This window comes from Streptomyces hamibioticus, from assembly GCF_047946815.1.
Lineage (GTDB): Bacteria > Actinomycetota > Actinomycetes > Streptomycetales > Streptomycetaceae > Streptomyces.
Genome location: NZ_JBKKQY010000001.1, coordinates 4279247 through 4297700, shown reverse-complemented (window position 1 = coordinate 4297700; position 18454 = coordinate 4279247). Strand labels below are relative to the sequence as shown.

Here is an 18454-nt window from a genome sequence, read left to right as displayed (position 1 = left end):
CAGGTGCCACTTCCGCACCAGGCCCTAGCGGTCGTAGACCACCGTCACGGGGGCGTGGTCCGACCAGCGCTCGGCGTGCGTGGCGGCGCGCTCGACCACGCCCTTGACGGCCTTGGCGGCGAGCCCGGGGGTCGCCACCTGGTAGTCGATCCGCCAGCCGGAGTCGTTGTCGAAGGCCCGCCCCCGGTACGACCACCACGTGTAGGGCCCGGCCACCTCGGGGTGCAGGGCCCGCAGCACGTCGACGTAGCCGCCCTCGGCCGGGTCGAGGACCCGCCCCAGCCATTCCCGCTCCTCCGGCAGGAACCCGGAGTTCTTGGTGTTGCCGCGCCAGTTCTTCAGGTCGGCCTCGCGGTGGGCGATGTTCCAGTCGCCGCAGACCACGACCTCGCGGCCGGCCGCGGCGGCGCTCTCGCGCAGCTCCTTGAGGTAGGCGAGGAACTCACCCATGAAGCGCACCTTCTCGTCCTGCCGCTCGGTGCCGACCTCGCCGGAGGGCAGGTACAGGGAGGCGACCGTCACACCGGGCAGGTCGGCCTCGACATAGCGGCCGCTGCCGTCGAACTCGGACGAGCCGAAGCCGACCCGGACCCGCTCCGGCTCCCGGCGCGAGTACAGGGAGACACCGGCGCGGCCCTTGGCGGCGGCGGGGGCGTGCGTGACGTGCCAGCCGTCGGGCGTGCGCACCTGCTCGGGCAGCTGGTGCGGCTCGGCGCGCACCTCCTGGAGGCACAGCACATCGGCTTCGGTCCCGGCGAGCCACTCCACGAAGCCCTTCTTCGCGGCGGCGCGCAGCCCATTGACATTGACGGAGGTCACGGTAAACACCCGGGCACGATACCGGCACACTGGACGAGGTCCCGTTCTGGATTGCATTCACATACGGTAGGCAGCATGAATATTCGCCGGGTTCCCTTCGATCACCCCGACGCCGTGAAACTCAACGACGAGGTTCAGGCCGAGTACGCGGTCCGCTACGGCGACGACGGCGACTCCACGCCCATGGCCGCGGCGGACTTCACGCCGCCCAACGGCCTGTACCTGATCGCGTACGACGAGAACGGCGTACCGGTCGCCTCCGGCGGCTGGCGCGCCCAGGACGCCAACGACGAGGGCAACCTCGACGGGGACGCGGAGCTGAAGCGGATGTTCGTGATCGAGCAGATGCGCGGCCGGGGCCTGGCACGCCGCATCCTGGCCCTGCTGGAGGAGGACGCCCGCGCGGCCGGCCGGACCCGGATGGTCCTGGAGACCGGGATCAAGCAGCCGGAGGCGGTCGCCCTGTACACCTCCAGCGGCTACGAGCCGTGCGGGAAGTTCGGCTACTACCGCTTCCACGAGGACAGCCTCTGCTACGCCAAGAGACTCCGGGTCACGCCCTGAGGAGGGGACGCCGCCTCGGCGAGCGCGGACACGGAGCCCTCGGCCTGCCCGGCGTCCGAAGGGGGCCGAGGGCCCCGCGAACGGCGGCGCGTCCGCGGGGCCCTCGGCTCTTGTCCGTGCGACCGTCAGGCCGTGTCGCCGGCCCCGCGGCGGCGCGACACGGCGAACAGCACGCCACCCGCGGCGAGCGCCAGCACGGCGGCGGCGGAGGCGAGCAGGGCGGTGGAACCGGTGGAGGCCAGGCCGCCCTGGGGCGACTCACCGCCGCTGGTGCCGCCCTCGGTGGACCCGGCGGTTCCGCCGCCGTCGCCGCCCGTGGAACCACCGGTGGAGGCGGATCCGCCGTCCGTCGAGCCCGAGCCGCCGGTGCTGTCCGAGCCGCCGGTGGTGCCGCCGCTCTCACCGCCGGTGGAACCTCCGGTGTCGCCCGGGGTCTCCTCGTCGCCCGTGCCGTTCAGCACGATCCAGCCGTCGTCGTTGGACGGGTCGCCCTCCCAGGGGTTGTCGTACTCGGGAAGCGCGATCCTGCCCTTGGCGCCCTCGACGACCTCGTCGATGCGCAGCTCGAAGCGGAAGGTGCGCCGGTCGTCCTCGAGGAACGGGGTGTCGGCGAAGCAGAGGTACTCCGACGGGGAGTCGCCGTTCATGGGCCGGCAGGGGCTCTGCACGACGCCGGCCCCCTCCGGGATCTGCACGGAGAAGCCCAGCGGCTCGCCGCCCATGCGCAGCGACCCGATCCAGGCGGGCCCGTGGTTGCTCAGGGCGATGTCGACCGCGACGGTCTCGCCCCGCTCGCCCGCGACGCGCGCGCCGGTCAGGTCCAGGTCGTAGGTGTTCTTCGTGGCGAGGTCGACGTCGGTGTACTTGGCGTAGTCACCGGTGTCACCGCTCCCGACCGGCTTCAGGGTCAGCGTCCGGCCGGAGCCGGCGCGGTAGTCGGCGCCCGCCCGCAGTTCGCCGGCGTCCTTGGCGCCGACCGCGTCGAAGCCGTAGTGGAAGATGTCCCCGAACGCGAAGTCGGCGGTCTCGACCCGGACCGGCTCGCTCAGCTCGTAGGCCATGCCCGGCAGGAACTCGCCGTCGAAGGTGCACAGGGCGACCTTCTGATAACGGATCAGGTCGTCCTTGTTCTCCTCGGCGTACGCGCAGTTGGCGTACGAGTCGGGAAAGGACAGCCCGCGGGAGCCGGCGAAGCGCAGCACGACGCCGTCGGCCGGCATGCTGCCGACGTTGCGGAAGCCGAGGGGCGCCTCGTAGATGTCGCCGGCCTCGAAGCCCTTCGGCTCGGCCGGGAGCTTCTTCTTCAGCAGTTCGGTCCGCCGACCAGGACGTCGACGGTGTGCTCGTTGAACTCCAGCCCCTCGCCCGCACCCGTCACCTTGATCTCGCCGAAGTCGCGGGCCTCGGCGCCGTCCTTCGGATCGAGGCGGACGTTCGAGCTCGGGTTGTAGGTGCTGCCCGGGTAGAGGCTGCTCTCGTCGCAGACCGCGACCAGGCCGTTGACGTCGCACGGCAGCTCGACGTCGGCGAAGTCCTTCAGCGCGGTGGCGTCGATGGTGACGGAGAGCCGTCGTTCGGGATCGGCTCCGGGTCCTCGTCGCTGTCCGGGTCCCACTCCCCGGGCCCGGTGATCCCCAGGCGGATCTGCGGCTCCCCGGGCTCCGCCTCGGCCCCGTCCAGCGCCAGGTCCACCTTGTCCGGACCGGTGATGGTGACGGGCAGCGGTGCCTCGCCCTCCGCGGCGTGGGCGACACCGGCCAGGCCGGCCGTGGCGAGCCCGGCGGCGGCCACCCCGGCCACCGCCGCGCGGCTCCAGGGCGAGCGCGGGGGGCTACGTCTCATGGCCCTTCTTCCGTTCCGCAGACGACAGGGAGGCATCACCGTCACTGCGGTGGCACCGTGCCCAGGTGACCCGGCGGCCAGCGCCATGGTTGCGCGAGGTGCGGTCACGGATTCACCTCGGCCTTATGGGCAGCCGGTGCGGGCGGGAGCGGCCCCGGAACGACGAAGATCCCGCTCGATCGTGATGATCGAACGGGATCTCGTCAATGTGCGTGGACCTGAGGGGATTTGAACCCCTGGCCCCCTCGATGCGAACGAGGTGCGCTACCGGACTGCGCCACAGGCCCTTGCAACGAGTGAAACTTTAGCACCCCGATCGGCCTGCTCAAAAATCCGTTCCGGGAGCGGGCCCGCGGCGCGGCGGCCGGGTCCGGCGGCCGGGTCTACTCGTTCGCGGCGCGCGGCCGGTCGCCGTCCTCGTACTGGTCGAACAGCGGCGTACGGCCCCGCTCCCGGGCCCGGCGCGCGGACGCGGCGCGGCGGGCGCCGCAGCCCGGCCGGTCCTCGGCGCGGGCGGCGGCTCCGTCGGCGCCGGGCTCCTGCGGCGCGCCGGTGACGGCGTCCGCCGCCTCCTCCGGATCCCGCGCGGCGGCGCTGGAGCGGGCCGAACTCCAGGCGTCCGGCGCGCCGAGGTCCACGTCGTTCGTGGCGCGCGGGGCGACCGGGGCGGTGACGTACGTCGGCAGCGGCACCGGCACCGGGTCCCAGCTGTCGCCGCCCTGGCCGGGGCGGCGCTGCCGCTCGCGCTGCTGGTCGACCCACTCGGCGTGGTCGGTCTGCTCGACCAGGGCCCGCCGGTCCGCGGCGAGCGCGGACAGGCCGGGGTCGGTGTCCGTGCCGGGTTCCTCGTCCGGTTCGTCGGCCTCGGCCTCGGCCGCCGCCTCGGCGGACGCGCGCCGGCGCGGCTGGCGGTCGCGGAGCCGCTGGGCGGCGGCCTCGGCCCGTCGGCGGTCCATCTGGTAGGTGAAGCGGCGGCGCTCCTGGGAGCGCAGGTACGCGATGTACGCGCTGAGCAGGACGGCGGGCACGCCGGGCGCCCACAGGAACGTGAGCCCGCCGACCGCCGCGACGATCGCGCCGAGCGTGAAGGCAAGGAACAGCACCGTGGTGGTGCGGCGGCGCCGGGCCAGCACCTTGGAGCGCCGGGCCCGGGCGGCGGCCTCGGCACCGGTCGCGCGCCGGGCGGGCGGCACCGGCCGGCGCGCCGGTTCGGGCCGCTCGGCGTCGGGGGCGGGGCCGGAGGCGGGGGCGGGGGCCGGGGCGGACGGCCGGGTGTGCTGGCGGGTCGGGGGCACGGCGAAGGCCCGGACGTCCACCGAGTCGGTGACGGCGTCCGGGGCGTCGGTGCCGGGCTCCCCCTCCTCGGCGGAGCGCGTCCGCAGGCCCTTGGTGTACCGGCGCTCCATGGCCGCCCGCCCGGACAGCAGCCGGATGGCGGTGCTGAAGCGTTCCGTCGGACGGGCCTCGTTCAGCTCGTCCTGCCTACGGAGCCACATCGGCACCAAGTAGGCGGCCCAGGCCCCGACGATGACTGCGTAGATGAGGCCGCTGCTGCTCACGCCTCACACCGTAGAGGGGTTTGCGTGAGGCCATCCGCCAATTGAGCCGGTGTGTCGCACGATCTGGCTGATATTTCGAAAGTTTTTTGTGATGGATGCGATCAAGAGGCCGCCAAGCCCGTGAAATTCCGGGGCGTCCAGGGGGCCCGACTCGAACAATTTCGAACGTTTATTCAATTCCGGTGCCCGGTCGGGCGGGATTCCCCGGGGCGCTCCGCCGGGTGTCCCCCGGGGCGCTTCGGGAGCGTGTGCGGTGCCAGCGGCGCAGGAGTCCGTCGGGCACCTCTTCCGCGGTGAGCGCGAAGACGAGGTGGTCGCGCCAGCCGCCGTCGATGTGGAGATATCGGGGCCTGAGGCCCTCCTCGCGGAAACCGAGTTTCTCCACGACCCGGCGGCTGGGCCCGTTCTCGGGGCGAATGCAGACCTCGATGCGGTGCAGACCGACGGTGCGGAAACAATGGTCCACGACCATCGCCACGGCCGTCGGCATCACCCCGCGGCCGGCCACCGCCTCGTCCACCCAGTAACCGACGTGCCCGGAGCACATCGAGCCCCAGGTGATCCCGGCCACCGTCAACTGCCCGACCAGGCGGCCCTGGTACTCGATGACGAACGGCAGCATCCGGCCCGCGTTCGCCTCCGACCTCAGGTGCCGGACCATCTGGCGGTAGGTCGGCCGGTGGGCGGTCGGCCCGCCCGGCCCGGGCGGCGGGATCGTCGCCTCCCAGGGCCGCAGCCAGTCGCGGTTGCGCCGGTTGACCTCGCGCCAGGCCCGCTGGTCGCGCAGCTTTATGGGCCGGAGGACGATATCGCCGTCCACCAGCTCCACTGGCCAGGAAGGGCTGTTCAGCTCGCGCTCCCGCTGCTCGGTCGTGGGTGGTCACCGCCGCGGATCTGGTCGACGGCGTGGGTCAGCAGGGGCTCCAGGACCGCCAGCCCGTCCCGGACGCCGCCACTGGAGCCCGGCAGGTTGACGATCAGTGTGCCCTTCGCCACTCCTGCCAGGCCCCGGGAGAGCACCGCGGTCGGCACCTTGTCCCGGCCGTACGCCCGGATGGCCTCCGCGATGCCCGGCACCTCGTGCTCGATCACGGCCCGGGTCGCCTCGGGGGTGCGGTCGGTGGGCGAGATGCCGGTGCCGCCGGTGGTGACGATCACGTCGTACCCGGCGTCGACGCCGGCTCGCAGGGCGGCCTCGACCGGGTCGCCGTCCGGGACGACCTGGGGGCCGTCGACCGCGAAGCCGAAGCGCTTCAGGCCGTCGGCGATCAGCGGGCCGCCCTTGTCCTCGTAGACTCCGGCGGCGGCTCGGTTGGACGCGGTCACGACCAGCGCGCGGTAGCTCATGCCCGGCTCCAGTCGCCCGACTTTCCGCCCGTCTTCTCCTCCACCCGCACGTCCGTGATCACCGCTTTCTTGTCGACGGCCTTGACCATGTCGATCACGGTGAGCGCGGCGACGGAGACCGCGGTGAGCGCCTCCATCTCCACGCCCGTACGGTCCGTCGTCCTCACCGTGGCGGTGATCTCCACGGCGTCGTCCGCGACCGACAGGTCCAGTGTCACACCCGACACCGACAACGGATGGCACAGCGGAATCAGGTCGGGGGTGCGCTTGGCGCCCATGATGCCCGCGATCCGGGCCGTGGCCAGCGCGTCGCCCTTGGGGACGCCCTCGCCGCGCAGCAGCTCGATCACCCGGGGTGAGACGAGGACGCGTCCGCTCGCGCGGGCGGTGCGTGCGGTCACGTCCTTGCCGGAGACGTCGACCATGCGGGCGGCGCCCGCCTCGTCGATGTGGGTCAGCCGGTGCTGGGCCTGGCGGTCCTGGGCCTGGTGGTCCTGGGTCTGGCGGTCCTGCGGGTCCTGCGTGCTCATGCTCGTGTGGCGCTCCCGGTCCGGGCCCGCCGCGGTGCGGCACGCGGGCCTGTTGTGCGCGACACGGTACCGCCAAGGCGGGGCCGTCAGCCGAGCAGGACCACCTGGACCTCGGTGTCCGGCTCGACGGACTCGGTGTCCTCGGGGACGACGATCAGTGCGTCGGCCTGCGCGAGGGCGGCCACCAGGTGCGATCCGGCGCCGCCGACCGGCGTGACCGTGCCGGCGCCGTCGTCGTACCGGCCGCGCAGGAACTGCCGGCGGCCCTTCGGGGAGGCCAGCGCCTTGCCGGCGGCGAGGGTGGCGGTGACCGTCGGGCGGTGGACGTCCGGCAGGCCCATGAGGGCGCGGATGGCGGGGCGGACGAACAGCTCGAAGGAGACGTACGACGACACCGGGTTGCCGGGCAGGGCGAGCAGCGGGGTGTGGTCGGGGCCGACGGAGCCGAAGCCCTGCGGCTTGCCGGGCTGCATGGCGAGCTTGCGGAACTCCACGCCGCTGCCCGGCTCGTCCTCGTCGGCGACGTGCGCAAGGGCCTCCTTGACCACGTCGTAGGCCCCTACGCTGACGCCGCCCGTGGTGACCATCAGGTCGGCCCGGACCAGCTGGTCCTCGATGGTGGAGCGCAGGGTCTCGGCGTCGTCGGCGACCGCGCCCACGCGGTAGGCGATCGCACCGGCGTCGCGGGCGGCAGCGGTGAGGGCGAAGCTGTTGGAGTCGTAGATTCGACCGTGGGCCAGTTCCTCGCCGGGCTGGACCAGTTCGCTGCCCGTGGACAGCACGACGACGCGCGGGCGGGGGCGGACCCGGACCCGGCCGCGGCCGATCGCGGCGAGCAGGGCGATCTGCGGCGGGCCGAGGATGGTGCCGGCCTCCAGGGCACGGTCGCCGGCCTTCACGTCGCTGCCCTGGGCGCGCACGTGCGCGCGCCGCTCGGCCGGGCGGTACACGTGCACCTGGCCCTCGGCGCCCTCGGGGGCCTGGCTGCGGGCGCGCATGCCGCTGACCGGGCCCTCGCCGAGCCCGCCGTCGGTCCACTCGACGGGCACGACGGTCTCGGCGCCCGGCGGGAGCGGGGCACCGGTCATGATGCGAGCGGCCTGGCCGGGGCCCACCTGGAGCGGGTCGGCCCGGCCGGCGGCGACGTCCCCGACGACCTCCAGGACGGCGGGGAACTCAGCGCTCGCGCCCGCGACATCGGCGACCCGGACCGCGTACCCGTCCATGGAGCTGTTGTCGAACGGCGGCAGGGAGACCGGCACCGTGACGTCCTCGACCAGGACGCAGCCCTGGGCGTCGAGGAGGTTCAGCTCGATGGGCTCGAGGGGGCGGACGGTGGCGAGGATGTCCTCCAGGTGGTCGTCGACCGACCACAGGGGGGTGTCGTCACCGGAGTGACCGGAGTGACCGGAGTGACCGGAGTGACCGGAGTGGTCATGACCGGAGTGCTCATGACCGGAGTGCTCATGACCGGAGTGGTCGTGCCCGGTGGCGCGGGGCGCGGCGCTGCTCAACGTTGCTGCATCTCCTCGGCTACGTAACTGCGAAGCCAGGTCCGGAAGTCCGGGCCCAGGTCTTCACGTTCGCACGCGAGTCTGACAATGGCACGCAGATAGTCGCCGCGGTCGCCGGTGTCATAGCGGCGGCCCTTGAAGACCACGCCGTGCACCGGGCCGCCGACCTGCTCGTCCGCCGCGAGCTGCTGGAGGGCGTCGGTGAGCTGGATCTCGCCGCCGCGGCCCGGCTCGGTCTTGCGCAGTATGTCGAAGACGTGCGGGTCGAGCACGTAGCGGCCGATGATGGCGTAGCTGGAGGGGGCGTCCGCCGGGTCGGGCTTCTCGACCAGGCCGCTGACCTTGACGACGTCGCTGTCCTCGGTGGCCTCGACGGCGGCACAGCCGTAGAGGTGGATCTGCTCGGGCGCGACCTCCATGAGGGCGACGACACTGCCGCCGTGCTCCTCCTGGACCTCGATCATGCGCTGGAGCAGCGGGTCGCGCGGATCGATCAGGTCGTCGCCGAGCAGGACCGCGAAGGGCTCGTCGCCGACGTGCGGGGCGGCGCACAGGACGGCGTGGCCGAGGCCCCTGGGGTCGCCCTGGCGGACGTAGTGGATCATCGCGAGGTCGCTGGACTCCTGGACCTTGGCCAGGCGCTCGGCGTCGCCCTTGTTCTCCAGGGCGGACTCCAGCTCGTAGTTGCGGTCGAAGTGGTCCTCCAGGGGCCGCTTGTTGCGGCCCGTCACCATGAGGACGTCACCGAGGCCCGCGGCCACGGCCTCCTCGACCACGTACTGGATCGCCGGCTTGTCGACGACCGGCAGCATCTCCTTGGGAGTGGCCTTGGTGGCCGGCAGGAACCGGGTGCCGAGGCCTGCTGCGGGGATGACAGCCTTGCTGATCCTGGGTTGCGCCTGAGTCATGCCCGCCACCATAGCCGGTGTGATTGGGGGAAACTGCGACTCGGGCCGGTTGGCGCTCATATGAGCACATTGAAAAACGGTAACGGAGCGAGCTGTGACCCACATCGGACGGGCGCCCGAGCCTGACAAGCGGACCTTGCGGCGGGAGATCCTCGCGGCGAGGAACGGGTTGACGGCGGGTGACCTGCGGGAAACGCAGGAGGCGTTGGCCGCGCGGGCGCTCGGCCTGCCGGAGCTGGCGGGGGCGCGCACGGTGGCGGCGTACGTCTCGGTGGGCGCCGAGCCCGGGACGCTCGCGCTGCTCGACGCGCTGCGCGGGCGGGGCGTGCGCGTCCTGTTGCCGGCGCTGCTGCCCGACAACGACCTGGACTGGGGCGCGTACGACGGACCCGGCTCCCTCGCGCGCGTGCGGCACGGCGGCGGGCGGATGGAGCTGCTGGAGCCCGCCGGCGAGCGCCTGGGAGCGGATGCTGTGACGTCCGCCGACGCCGTGCTGCTGCCGGGTCTGGCGGTCGACGGGCGCGGCCTGAGACTGGGGCGCGGCGGTGGCTCGTACGACCGGGTCCTGGCCCGTCTGGAGCGGGCGGGCGCGCATCCCGCGCTGGTGGTGCTGCTGTACGACCCCGAGGTCGTCGCGCGGGTGCCCGCGGAGCCGCACGACCGTCCGGTGGACTTGGTGGTGACACCGTCGGGGGTGCGGCGGTTCCGGTGACGGGCCCCGGCGGACCGCAGTGAGCAGCCCGCACGCGTGCACAGACCCCAAGCGTCCAGTACGGGAAACGGCCCTCACGCGCGCGTGAGGGCCGTTTCCCGTCGGGAGCGGTGGCCTACGGCTTCAGCACCAGCGTGTCGCTCGTGCTCTCCTCGACCGCCCTGTCCGTGAACGCCCAGTCCAGCAGCTCGCCCTCGGCCCACTTCTCCGTCTGGTCGGTGTAGTGGGCGCTGTAGGCGTGCCCTGAGGCCCCGGTGAGGTTGATCCACCGGGACTTGTCGAGGTCGCCGAGGTTGACCACCATCCGCATGGACGGCACCCAGATCACCCCGTAGCCGCCGGCCGCGTTCCAGCCGGTGGCGTCGACCGCCGCCTCGCCGCCGCTCAGTTCCCAGGGGCCGCGGTTCAGGGCGTACTTCACGAAGCCGGGGCCCTCGGTGCCCAGGGTCTGGTTCTTCAGGAACAGGCGGTGCAGCCGGCCCCAGCTCCAGGTGTCGATGTCCTTGCCGAGCTTGGCGGTCAGCTCCCAGCGGGCGTCGATCATGGCGCGCTTGAGCAGGTCGTCGCGGTTGCGGTCGGCGCCCTTGCGGGTGTGGGACCCGGGCGTCGTCCACCAGTCGCTCTCGGGCTCGTCCATCAGGGTGCGGACCACCTCGAACCAGCGGTCGCCGCCGTCCGGCTGCGCCTGCTCGGCGTCGCGCTGGCCACACTCGCGGACCTTCTGGGTCGCGTCCTGGGGCTTGGTGCTGTTGACCGGGTCCACCCACAGGCACTGGCCCTCGACCCGCACCTCCTTGGGCAGCTTGTTGCCGAAGGCCAGCTTGAGGACGTTGCGCCAGACGGAGTTGAAGTAGGCGGCCGCCGCGGAGTCGGCGTCCTGGGTGTAGTCCCAGCCCTCCAGCAGCTTCTGTGCCTGCCGGACGTCCTTGTCGGCGACGTCGATCTTCAGCAGGTGGGGCACCAGCAGCTTGGCGATCTCGCTGCTGTTGTCCAGCTGCATCTGGCGCATGTCGTCGGTGGAGATCTTGCCGCCGTCCTTGATCTTCTGCTCGACCAGGGCGGTGATCCGCTGGCTCCGGGTGCCGTAGCCCCAGTCCGTGGTGAGGGTGTGGGGGTACTTGTCCTCGTCGATCACGGCCTGGTTGGCGGTGACGATGTAGCCGCGGTCCGGGTTGTACTCGTAGGGCAGCTCGTCCTGCGGGATGTACTCACCGGTCCACCGGTACTTCGACTCCCAGCCGGGGGCGGGGACCGAGCCGTCGTGGCCCTCGGCGCGCACCGGGATCCTGCCGGGCAGGGTGTAGCCGATGTTGCCGTCGCGGTCGGCGTAGACCAGGTTCTGCGAGGGCACCTCGAACAGGGCGGCGGCCTCGCGGAAGTCGTCCCAGTCCGTCGCGCGGTTCATGGCGAAGACGGCGTCCATGGTGGTGCCGGGCTCGAGCGCGGTCCAGCGCAGGGAGACGCCGTAGCCGTCGCCGCGGTCGGGGGCGGCGGCGTCGACGGTGGCCTTCCGGCCGGTCTTGACGAGTTCGTCGTCGCGGTCGGACAGCAGGGGGCCGTTGTTGGTCTCCCGGACGAAGATCTTCTTCGGCTCGCCGCCGGCGACCTTGATGGTCTCCTCGCGGGTCGTGAAGGGGACGACCTTGCCGTCGTACTGGTAGCCGTCGCCGGTGATCTTCTCCAGGTACAGGTCGGTGACGTCGACGCCGGAGTTGGTCAGGCCCCAGGCGATGTCCTGGTTGTGGCCGATGACCACGCCGGGCATGCCGGCGAAGGTGTAGCCGGCGACGTCGTACCGGCACTTGTCGGAGACGCTGCGGCAGTGCAGGCCCATCTGGTACCAGACGGAGGGCAGCGAGGGCGACAGGTGCGGGTCGTTGGCCAGCAGCGGCTTGCCGGTGATGGTGTGCTCGCCGCCGATGACCCAGGAGTTGGAGCCGATGCCGTTGCCGTTCACACCGACGGCGGTGGGCAGGTCGTCCAGGACGTCCTGGAGTCCGGAGAGCTGGCTCTGCAGGGCGGAGCCGCCGGTGCCGGTGCCGTCGCCTGCGCTGGCACCCGTGCCGATGCCGGTACCCGTGCCCGTGCCCGTGCCCGTCCCGGCGCCCGTACCCGCGCCGGTGCCGGTGCCGTCGGACGAACCCGTCGAGCCGCCGTCGCCGCCCTCGAAGGTCCCGGTCAGCTCGCTGTACTGGCCCTCCTGGACGATGGCCTTGTTCCGGTCGTACGGGTACTCCGGGTACAGGTCGGCGATCTGCTTCGGGCCGAGGCGGCTGGTCATCAGGGCGCGGTCGATCTCGTCCTGCATGTTGCCGCGCAGGTCCCAGGCCATCGCCTTCAGCCAGGCGACCGAGTCGACCGGGGTCCACTTCTGCGGCTTGTAGTCGTTGGTGAACCCGAGGGCGGCGTACTCCAGCGAGATGTCCTTGCCGTCCTTGCCCGCCAGGTAGGCGTTGACCCCCTTGGCGTACGCCTGGAGGTACTTCTTCGTCGGCTCCGAGAGCTTCTCGTCGTACTCCTTCTGCGCCACCCGGTGCCAGCCCAGGGTGCGCAGGAAGGCGTCCTTGTCGACCTGGCCCTTGCCGAACATCTCCGACAGGCGCCCGGCGGTCATGTGCCGGCGCACGTCCATCTCGTAGAACCGGTCCTGCGCCTGGACGTAGCCCTGCGCCATGAACAGGTCCTGCTCGGAGGAGGCATAGATCTGCGGGATGCCGTAGTCGTCGCGCTTGACGTCGACCGGCCCCGACAGGCCGTCGAGCGTGATCGAGCCCTTCGTCTGCGGGAAGGAGGCACGAACGGTGCTGATCGACCAGTACGCCCCGTAGACCAGGCCGCCGATGAGGGCCAGCACCAGCACGAGGACGATCAGTCGGGCTTTGCGCCCCTTTTTCCTGCCGGACTTGCCGGGCTGCTGACCCGTAGAGGCGGTGGTGGTGGGGGGCATCGCTGTCCTTGCTGTCCTAACACGAGCGGCAGGGGCTGGCTGTGCTTTGTACTGAACGCTGGAGCAACCATAGGCGCAGGGCCCGCTCCCCCTTGACGCGGAGTCCGGAACAGACACGTACGGACGTTCGATCTTGCCAAGGCGAGCGTCAAGAAATCGTCAAGAGTTAGGTAAGGTAACGAAGTAGTTCGCCCCGGTGTCCGCGGCTTCGTGTGCCATGTGCGTAGTGCCATGTGTGTGCGCCGCCGCACGCCGTGTGCGGTCGGCACGCTCCGTCGCACTCGTGCGCGCTTTCGACCGTCCACGCACTCGCTCCGTGCCAGGGAAGGGAACGGCCCCTGACTGTCCAGTACCTCAACCAGCTCCTGCTCGTCTGCTCGCTCGTCCTGCTCGTCGCCGTCGCGGCGGTCCGGCTCTCCTCGCGCAGCGGGCTCCCCAGCCTGCTCATCTACCTGGCCATCGGCATCGCCATGGGCCAGGACGGACTCGGGGGCATCCACTTCGACAACGCCGAACTGACCCAGGTCATCGGCTACGCGGCACTGGTCGTGATCCTGGCCGAGGGCGGCCTCGGCACGAAGTGGGGCGAGATCAAACCGGCCCTGCCGGCCGCCTCCGCGCTGGCGCTGGCCGGGGTCGCGGTGAGCGTCGGCGTGACCGCGGCGGGCGCGCACTACCTCACCGGACTGGAATGGCGGCAGGCGCTGATCATCGGGGCGGTGGTGTCCTCGACGGACGCGGCGGCCGTCTTCTCGGTGCTGCGCCGCATCCCCCTGCCCGCGCGCGTGACGGGCACGCTGGAGGCCGAGTCGGGCTTCAACGACGCCCCGGTGGTCATCCTGGTGGTCTCCTTCTCCACGGCCGGGCCGGTGGACGACTGGTACGTGCTGCTCGGCGTCATAACGCTGCAGCTCGCCATCGGCGCGGCCATCGGACTCGCGGTCGGCTGGCTGGGCTCGCTGGGGCTGAGGCACGTGGCGCTGCCCGCCTCCGGCCTCTACCCGATCGCCGTCATGGCCATCGCCGTCGCGGCCTACGCGGCCGGTGCCATGGCCCACGGCAGCGGCTTCCTGGCCGTCTATCTCGCCTCGATGGTCATGGGCAACGCCCGGCTGCCGCACTGGCCCGCCACCCGCGGGTTCGCCGACGGGGTCGGCTGGCTCGCCCAGATCGGCATGTTCGTCCTGCTCGGCCTGCTGGTCACCCCGCACGAGCTGGACGACGACATCCTGCCCGCCCTGGTCATCGGCCTGGTGCTGACCATGGTGGCCCGGCCGCTGAGCGTGGTGCTGTGCCTGCTGCCGTTCCGCGTGCCGTGGCAGGAACAGACCCTGATGTCCTGGGCCGGGCTGCGCGGCGCGGTGCCCATCATCCTGGCGACGATCCCGATGGTGGAGGGCGTCGAGGGCAGCCGCCCGATCTTCAACATGGTCTTCGTCCTGGTCGTCGTCTACACCCTGGTGCAGGGTCCGACGCTGCCGTGGCTGGCCCGCAAGCTGCACCTGGGCGAGCGGGCGGAGACCGCCGCCGACCTGGGGATCGAGTCGGCGCCGCTGGAGCGGCTGCGCGGGCATCTGCTGTCCGTCGCCATCCCGGAGGAGTCGAAGATGCACGGCGTCGAGGTCGGCGAGCTGCGGCTGCCGCCCGGGGCCGCGGTCACCCTCGTCGTGCGCGAGGGGAAGTCCTTCGTGCCGCAGCCCTCCACGGTGCTGCGACGCGGGGACGAACTGCTCGTGGTCGCCACCGACCCGGTCCGGGACGCCGCCGAGCGACGACTGCGCGCGGTCGGCCGCGGCGGCAAGCTGGCGGGGTGGCTGGGCACCGGGTGAACGGCGGCGCGGCGGTCGGGGCCGGGTGAACGGCGGCTTGGCGGTTGCGGGCCGGGTGAACGGGAGGGAAATCTTAGGTGGAGGGTTGCCTAGTGCTCGTATTCACAGGATTCCGCCGTTTTCCCCTTGTACAATGAAGGCGTCACCTGATCGAACCAACTCTGCCTGACGCAGAGCTGGCGCGACCGTATGGCGGCCGGACGCCCCCCTCTCTTCGCAGCGGGCGCCGGTATCTACCGCAGTCCGCGCAAGAGGACAGCTCTCGGTGCCGCCCCGGCCACAAGCCAGGGCCGCGCTACCAGGCGGCAGAAAGGCATGGGCCGTGGCATCCACGGTCACTGCGACCCAGAAGGCGTCCCGCCCCGGGTACGGACAGCTGCTGCGCACGCGCGGCGCCTGGACCTTCCTGCTCCCCGGCTTCGCGGCACGCCAGCCGTTCGCGATGCTGACGCTCTCGATCGTGCTGCTGGTGCAGCACACCACCGGCTCCTACGGTGCCGCGGGCGCCGTCGCGGCCGCCACCGGCGTCTCCATGGCGCTGTTCGCGCCCTACACCGGACGGCTGGCCGACCGCTACGGGCAGCGCACCGTCCTGCTCCCCGGGGTGCTCGTGCACACCGTGGCCGGTCTGACCCTGACCGCTCTCGCGCTCGCGGACGCCCCCCTGTGGGCGCTGTTCGTCGCGGCCGTGCCCACCGGCGCCTCGGTGCCGCAGGTCGGGCCCATGGTGCGCGCCCGCTGGGGCGTGAAGCTCAAGGGCTCGCCCCTGATGACCACCGCGGCCGCCTTCGAGTCGGTCACCGACGAGCTGACCTTCGTCGTGGGCCCGCTGCTGGCCACCGCCCTGTGCACGGCCGTCGACCCGGCCGCCGGCCTGGTCACGGAGGCCGCGCTGACCCTGGTCGGCGGCCTGCTGTTCGCCGCCCAGAAGGGCACCCAGCCCCCGGTCGCCGCCGCCGACGGCGTCCACGCGCGCGTGGAGCACGCCTCCGCGCTGCGCGTCCCCGGCGTGCGGGTGCTGATCGTGACGTTCCTCGGCATCGGTTCCGTCTTCGGCGGCATGCAGGTGGCGCTGGCCGCGTTCACCGCGTCCATCGGCGAGCCCGGCATGAACGGCGTCCTGTACGGCATCTTCGCCGCGGGCAACATGCTCTCCGGCGTCATCTGCGGCGCCATCGCCTGGAAGGTGGCCCCGCAGCGCCGTCTGCTCGTCGGGTACACCGCCCTCGCGCTGACCGCGTCCGGCCTGTGGGTCGCGCACTCGGTGCCGGTGCTGGCCGGCCTCGGCCTGCTCGTCGGCGTGTGCATCGCGCCCGCCCTGATCACCGGCTACACCCTGGTCGAGAGCCTGGTCCCGGCCGGGGCCCGCACGGAGGCGTTCACCTGGCTCACCGGCGCGGTCGCGCTCGGCCAGGCGGCGGCCGTCACGGTCGCCGGTCAGCTCGAGGACCGGTTGTGGGACGGTGCCGGATTCCTGGTGCCGATGGGCGGCACGGTGCTCGCCCTGATGACCCTGGTGGCGCTGCGTTCCCGGCTGGCGGCGGCGCCGCGCGGGCGGACCGTGGCACGTGGCGTGGGTCACCGCGTGCCCGCCACAGTGGACTGATCCCGGGGAATGCGTCACTATGGATCGTCGTTAGCACTCATTGAGTGAGAGTGCCAGGAGGAAGACAGTGCCGACCTACCAGTACCAGTGCACCGAGTGCGGCGAGGGCCTCGAGGCGGTGCAGAAGTTCACCGATGACGCCCTGACCGAGTGCCCGAGCTGCGAGGGCCGCCTCAAGAAGGTGTTCTCGGCCGTCGGCATCGTCTTCAAGGGCTCCGGCTTCTACCGCAACGACAGCCGCGGCTCCTCGTCGAGCAGCTCGTCGGCGTCGTCGAAGTCGTCCTCCGGGGCCTCCGGCTCCTCGTCGTCCTCGTCGTCCTCTGACTCGGGATCGGGCTCGGGCTCGTCGTCGAGCTCCAGCAGCTCCGCCGGCAGCACCGCCGCCTAGCGCGACTCCCACCGGGACCCACCGGGACTTCTTACGAGACCCTGTCGTCGTACGACGGCGGGGTCTGCGGCGTTCTCGGGTGCCGACCCGGCGGTTAGGGTGCGGACATGGCGAACAGCGTGCAGGCCGAGATCGGCGTGATCGGCGGCTCAGGTTTCTACTCGTTCCTCGACGACGTGACCGAGGTCCAGGTCGACACCCCCTACGGGCCGCCCAGCGACTCCCTCTTCCTCGGCGAGGTCGCGGGCCGGCGGGTCGCCTTCCTCCCGCGGCACGGACGCGGCCACCATCTGCCTCCGCACCGGATCAACTACCGGGCCAACCTCTGGGCGCTCCGGTCGGTCGGCGTGCGCCAGGTCCTCGGCCCCTGTGCGGTCGGCGGCCTGCGGCCCGAGTACGGGCCGGGCACGCTACTGGTGCCCGACCAGTTCGTCGACCGCACGAAGTCCCGGGCCACGACCTACTTCGACGGCCTGCCGCTGCCCGACGGCACGGTGCCGAACGTGGTGCACGTTTCGCTGGCGGACCCCTACTGCCCCACCGGGCGCGCGGCGGCGCTGAAGGCGGCGCGGGGGCGGGACTGGGAGCCGGTGGACGGCGGCACCCTGGTCGTGGTCGAGGGTCCGCGCTTCTCGACCCGTGCCGAATCGCTGTGGCACCGGGCTCAGGGCTGGTCCGTGGTGGGCATGACCGGTCATCCGGAGGCGGCCCTCGCCCGTGAGCTGGAGCTGTGCTACACCTCGCTGACCCTCGTCACCGACCTCGACGCGGGCGCCGAGTCCGGCGAGGGCGTCTCGCACGACGAGGTACTGCGGGTGTTCGCGGCCAACGTGGACCGGCTGCGGGGCGTGCTCTTCGACGCGGTGGCCACGCTGCCGGCGGCCGGTGAGCGGGACTGCCCGTGCACGAGCGCGCTGGGCGGGATGGATCCCGGGTTCGCGCTGCCGTAGGGCCGGGGCGTTCTCGAGGGCCGGGTTCGGGCGGGCCGGGTTCGGGCGGGGCGGGTTCGGGCGGGGCGGAACGACCGGTTCGGGTGACGGGATTGTCCACAACCCGCGGGTAGCGCACGGGCTGCCGCACGCATCGGCCGGCGACGTCATCGTGGATGCGCAAGCCGGTCCCTCGTCGCAGGTGGTGGTCCCGTGTCCTCCGTTCCGTCCCCGTCCCCGTATCCCCCCTCCGTCCCGTCACCCTTTCCCTCCTCCCTCCCGTCGCCGTTTCCGTCCTCCGTCCCGTCGCCGTTTCCGTCCGCCGCGCACCCGGGCGGGAGTGACGTCCCGCCCACGTGCGAGGTGTCGCGGTTCCCGCCGGTGCGGGTGCGCGGCGGGCGCTACCCGCTGCGCCGGCTGGTGCGTCACCGGAGGCGGGCCGTCGCGGCCGGGCTCGCCGTCACCGCGGCGGCGCTGGTGGCCGCCGGCCCGGGGGACACCGCCCACCGGGCGCGCGGGCACCCGCCGGCGCACGCGGGACCGGCCTCGGCAGCCGCCCCGCGTCCCGGCGCCGACCGGGTGACGGTGCCGGTACGGATCGCCGACGGGGCCACGGTCCGGCTGCTGCGGCCGGGCGACCGGGTGGACGTCATCGCCGCCGAGGACGCCGCGTCGGGCGGCCGGGCCCGGGTCGTCGCACGCCGGGCGCGAGTGACACAGGTACCGGCGGCGGAGGGGGTCGACGGGAGCGGGGCGCTGGTCGTGCTCTCGGTGCCGCGCGGCACGGCGGCCCGTCTCGCCGGAGCGGGTGCGACGGCCCGGCTGGCGGTGACGCTGTGGTGAGCGACCGGCTGTCAAGTCCCTCGATCGAGGCACCCAAGTGGACAGGACGGCCCAACGCTGCCGTAGGTTGCGGAGCGTTTTGTTCCATAACCGGTTCATGCGAGGAGTGCCCCCGAG

At 72.4% G+C, this 18454-nt stretch carries 18 protein-coding genes and 1 tRNA gene; 7 read left to right on the top strand and 12 right to left on the bottom strand.

Features of this window, described 5'->3' with window-relative positions:
- Positions 1-24 precede the first annotated feature (24 nt).
- Positions 25-828: an exodeoxyribonuclease III gene (locus ACLGIH_RS19420; protein WP_416526505.1), complete on the bottom strand. Its 804-nt coding sequence runs from the start codon at positions 826-828 to the stop codon at positions 25-27.
- Positions 829-894: 66 nt separating this feature from the next.
- Between ACLGIH_RS19420 and ACLGIH_RS19415 the strand changes: the two genes are divergently transcribed.
- On the top strand, positions 895-1383 hold the full coding sequence (locus ACLGIH_RS19415) for a GNAT family N-acetyltransferase (RefSeq protein WP_416526504.1): 489 nt from the start codon (positions 895-897) through the stop codon (positions 1381-1383).
- Positions 1384-1508: 125 nt separating this feature from the next.
- Here the strand turns inward: ACLGIH_RS19415 and ACLGIH_RS19410 are convergent, their stop codons facing one another.
- From ACLGIH_RS19410 to galU, 10 genes are all read right to left on the bottom strand, one after another.
- On the bottom strand, positions 1509-2603 hold the full coding sequence (locus tag ACLGIH_RS19410; RefSeq protein ID WP_416526503.1) for a carbohydrate-binding protein: 1095 nt from the start codon (positions 2601-2603) through the stop codon (positions 1509-1511).
- Between the two features lie 83 nt (positions 2604-2686).
- Positions 2687-2998 (bottom strand): hypothetical protein, encoded by a 312-nt coding sequence (locus ACLGIH_RS19405; protein WP_416526502.1) that lies wholly within the window; start codon positions 2996-2998, stop codon positions 2687-2689.
- A complete protein-coding gene (locus tag ACLGIH_RS19400; protein ID WP_416526501.1) occupies positions 2920-3225 on the bottom strand; it encodes a hypothetical protein in 306 nt (101 codons plus the stop codon). Before ACLGIH_RS19400 ends, ACLGIH_RS19405 begins: the two co-directional genes overlap by 79 nt.
- A 213-nt stretch (positions 3226-3438) precedes the next feature.
- Positions 3439-3512, bottom strand: a tRNA-Ala gene (locus ACLGIH_RS19395).
- A gap of 96 nt (positions 3513-3608) precedes the next feature.
- Positions 3609-4784, bottom strand: coding sequence for a divisome protein SepX/GlpR (sepX, locus tag ACLGIH_RS19390; protein ID WP_416526500.1), 1176 nt, complete (start codon positions 4782-4784; stop codon positions 3609-3611).
- Between the two features lie 169 nt (positions 4785-4953).
- Positions 4954-5607, bottom strand: a complete 654-nt coding sequence (locus ACLGIH_RS19385) for a GNAT family N-acetyltransferase (RefSeq protein WP_416529431.1) — start codon at positions 5605-5607, stop codon at positions 4954-4956.
- A 23-nt stretch (positions 5608-5630) separates the two neighbouring features.
- Positions 5631-6131, bottom strand: coding sequence for a MogA/MoaB family molybdenum cofactor biosynthesis protein (locus ACLGIH_RS19380; RefSeq protein WP_416526499.1), 501 nt, complete (start codon positions 6129-6131; stop codon positions 5631-5633).
- Positions 6128-6556: a cyclic pyranopterin monophosphate synthase MoaC gene (moaC, locus tag ACLGIH_RS19375; protein ID WP_416529430.1), complete on the bottom strand. Its 429-nt coding sequence runs from the start codon at positions 6554-6556 to the stop codon at positions 6128-6130. Before moaC ends, ACLGIH_RS19380 begins: the two co-directional genes overlap by 4 nt.
- Positions 6557-6747: 191 nt before the next feature.
- Positions 6748-8037, bottom strand: coding sequence for a molybdotransferase-like divisome protein Glp (gene glp / locus ACLGIH_RS19370; RefSeq protein WP_416529429.1), 1290 nt, complete (start codon positions 8035-8037; stop codon positions 6748-6750).
- Positions 8038-8171: 134 nt separating this feature from the next.
- On the bottom strand, positions 8172-9083 hold the full coding sequence (gene galU / locus ACLGIH_RS19365; protein ID WP_416526498.1) for a UTP--glucose-1-phosphate uridylyltransferase GalU: 912 nt from the start codon (positions 9081-9083) through the stop codon (positions 8172-8174).
- A 94-nt stretch (positions 9084-9177) separates the two neighbouring features.
- On the opposite strand from galU, the gene ACLGIH_RS19360 reads away from it, so the two are divergent.
- Complete coding sequence (locus ACLGIH_RS19360) at positions 9178-9795, top strand: 5-formyltetrahydrofolate cyclo-ligase (RefSeq protein ID WP_416526497.1); 618 nt, start codon at positions 9178-9180, stop codon at positions 9793-9795.
- Positions 9796-9910: 115 nt separating this feature from the next.
- Here the strand turns inward: ACLGIH_RS19360 and ACLGIH_RS19355 are convergent, their stop codons facing one another.
- The gene (locus tag ACLGIH_RS19355; protein ID WP_416526496.1) at positions 9911-12742 is read right to left on the bottom strand and encodes a penicillin acylase family protein; all 2832 of its coding nucleotides are present in this window, start codon (positions 12740-12742) and stop codon (positions 9911-9913) included.
- A 338-nt stretch (positions 12743-13080) separates the two neighbouring features.
- Between ACLGIH_RS19355 and ACLGIH_RS19350 the strand changes: the two genes are divergently transcribed.
- From ACLGIH_RS19350 to ACLGIH_RS19330, 5 genes are all read left to right on the top strand, one after another.
- Positions 13081-14571 carry a potassium/proton antiporter gene (locus ACLGIH_RS19350; protein WP_416529428.1) on the top strand — a complete coding sequence of 497 codons (1491 nt, stop codon included), beginning with the start codon at positions 13081-13083 and terminating at the stop codon, positions 14569-14571.
- A 322-nt stretch (positions 14572-14893) separates the two neighbouring features.
- Positions 14894-16177 carry an MFS transporter gene (locus tag ACLGIH_RS19345; RefSeq protein ID WP_416526495.1) on the top strand — a complete coding sequence of 428 codons (1284 nt, stop codon included), beginning with the start codon at positions 14894-14896 and terminating at the stop codon, positions 16175-16177.
- A gap of 67 nt (positions 16178-16244) precedes the next feature.
- On the top strand, positions 16245-16565 hold the full coding sequence (locus ACLGIH_RS19340; RefSeq protein ID WP_416526494.1) for an FmdB family zinc ribbon protein: 321 nt from the start codon (positions 16245-16247) through the stop codon (positions 16563-16565).
- 107 nt (positions 16566-16672) lie between these two features.
- Positions 16673-17515 carry an S-methyl-5'-thioadenosine phosphorylase gene (locus ACLGIH_RS19335; RefSeq protein WP_416526493.1) on the top strand — a complete coding sequence of 281 codons (843 nt, stop codon included), beginning with the start codon at positions 16673-16675 and terminating at the stop codon, positions 17513-17515.
- 342 nt (positions 17516-17857) lie between these two features.
- Positions 17858-18337 (top strand): hypothetical protein, encoded by a 480-nt coding sequence (locus ACLGIH_RS19330; RefSeq protein ID WP_416526492.1) that lies wholly within the window; start codon positions 17858-17860, stop codon positions 18335-18337.
- The last annotated feature ends 117 nt before the right edge of the window (positions 18338-18454 follow it).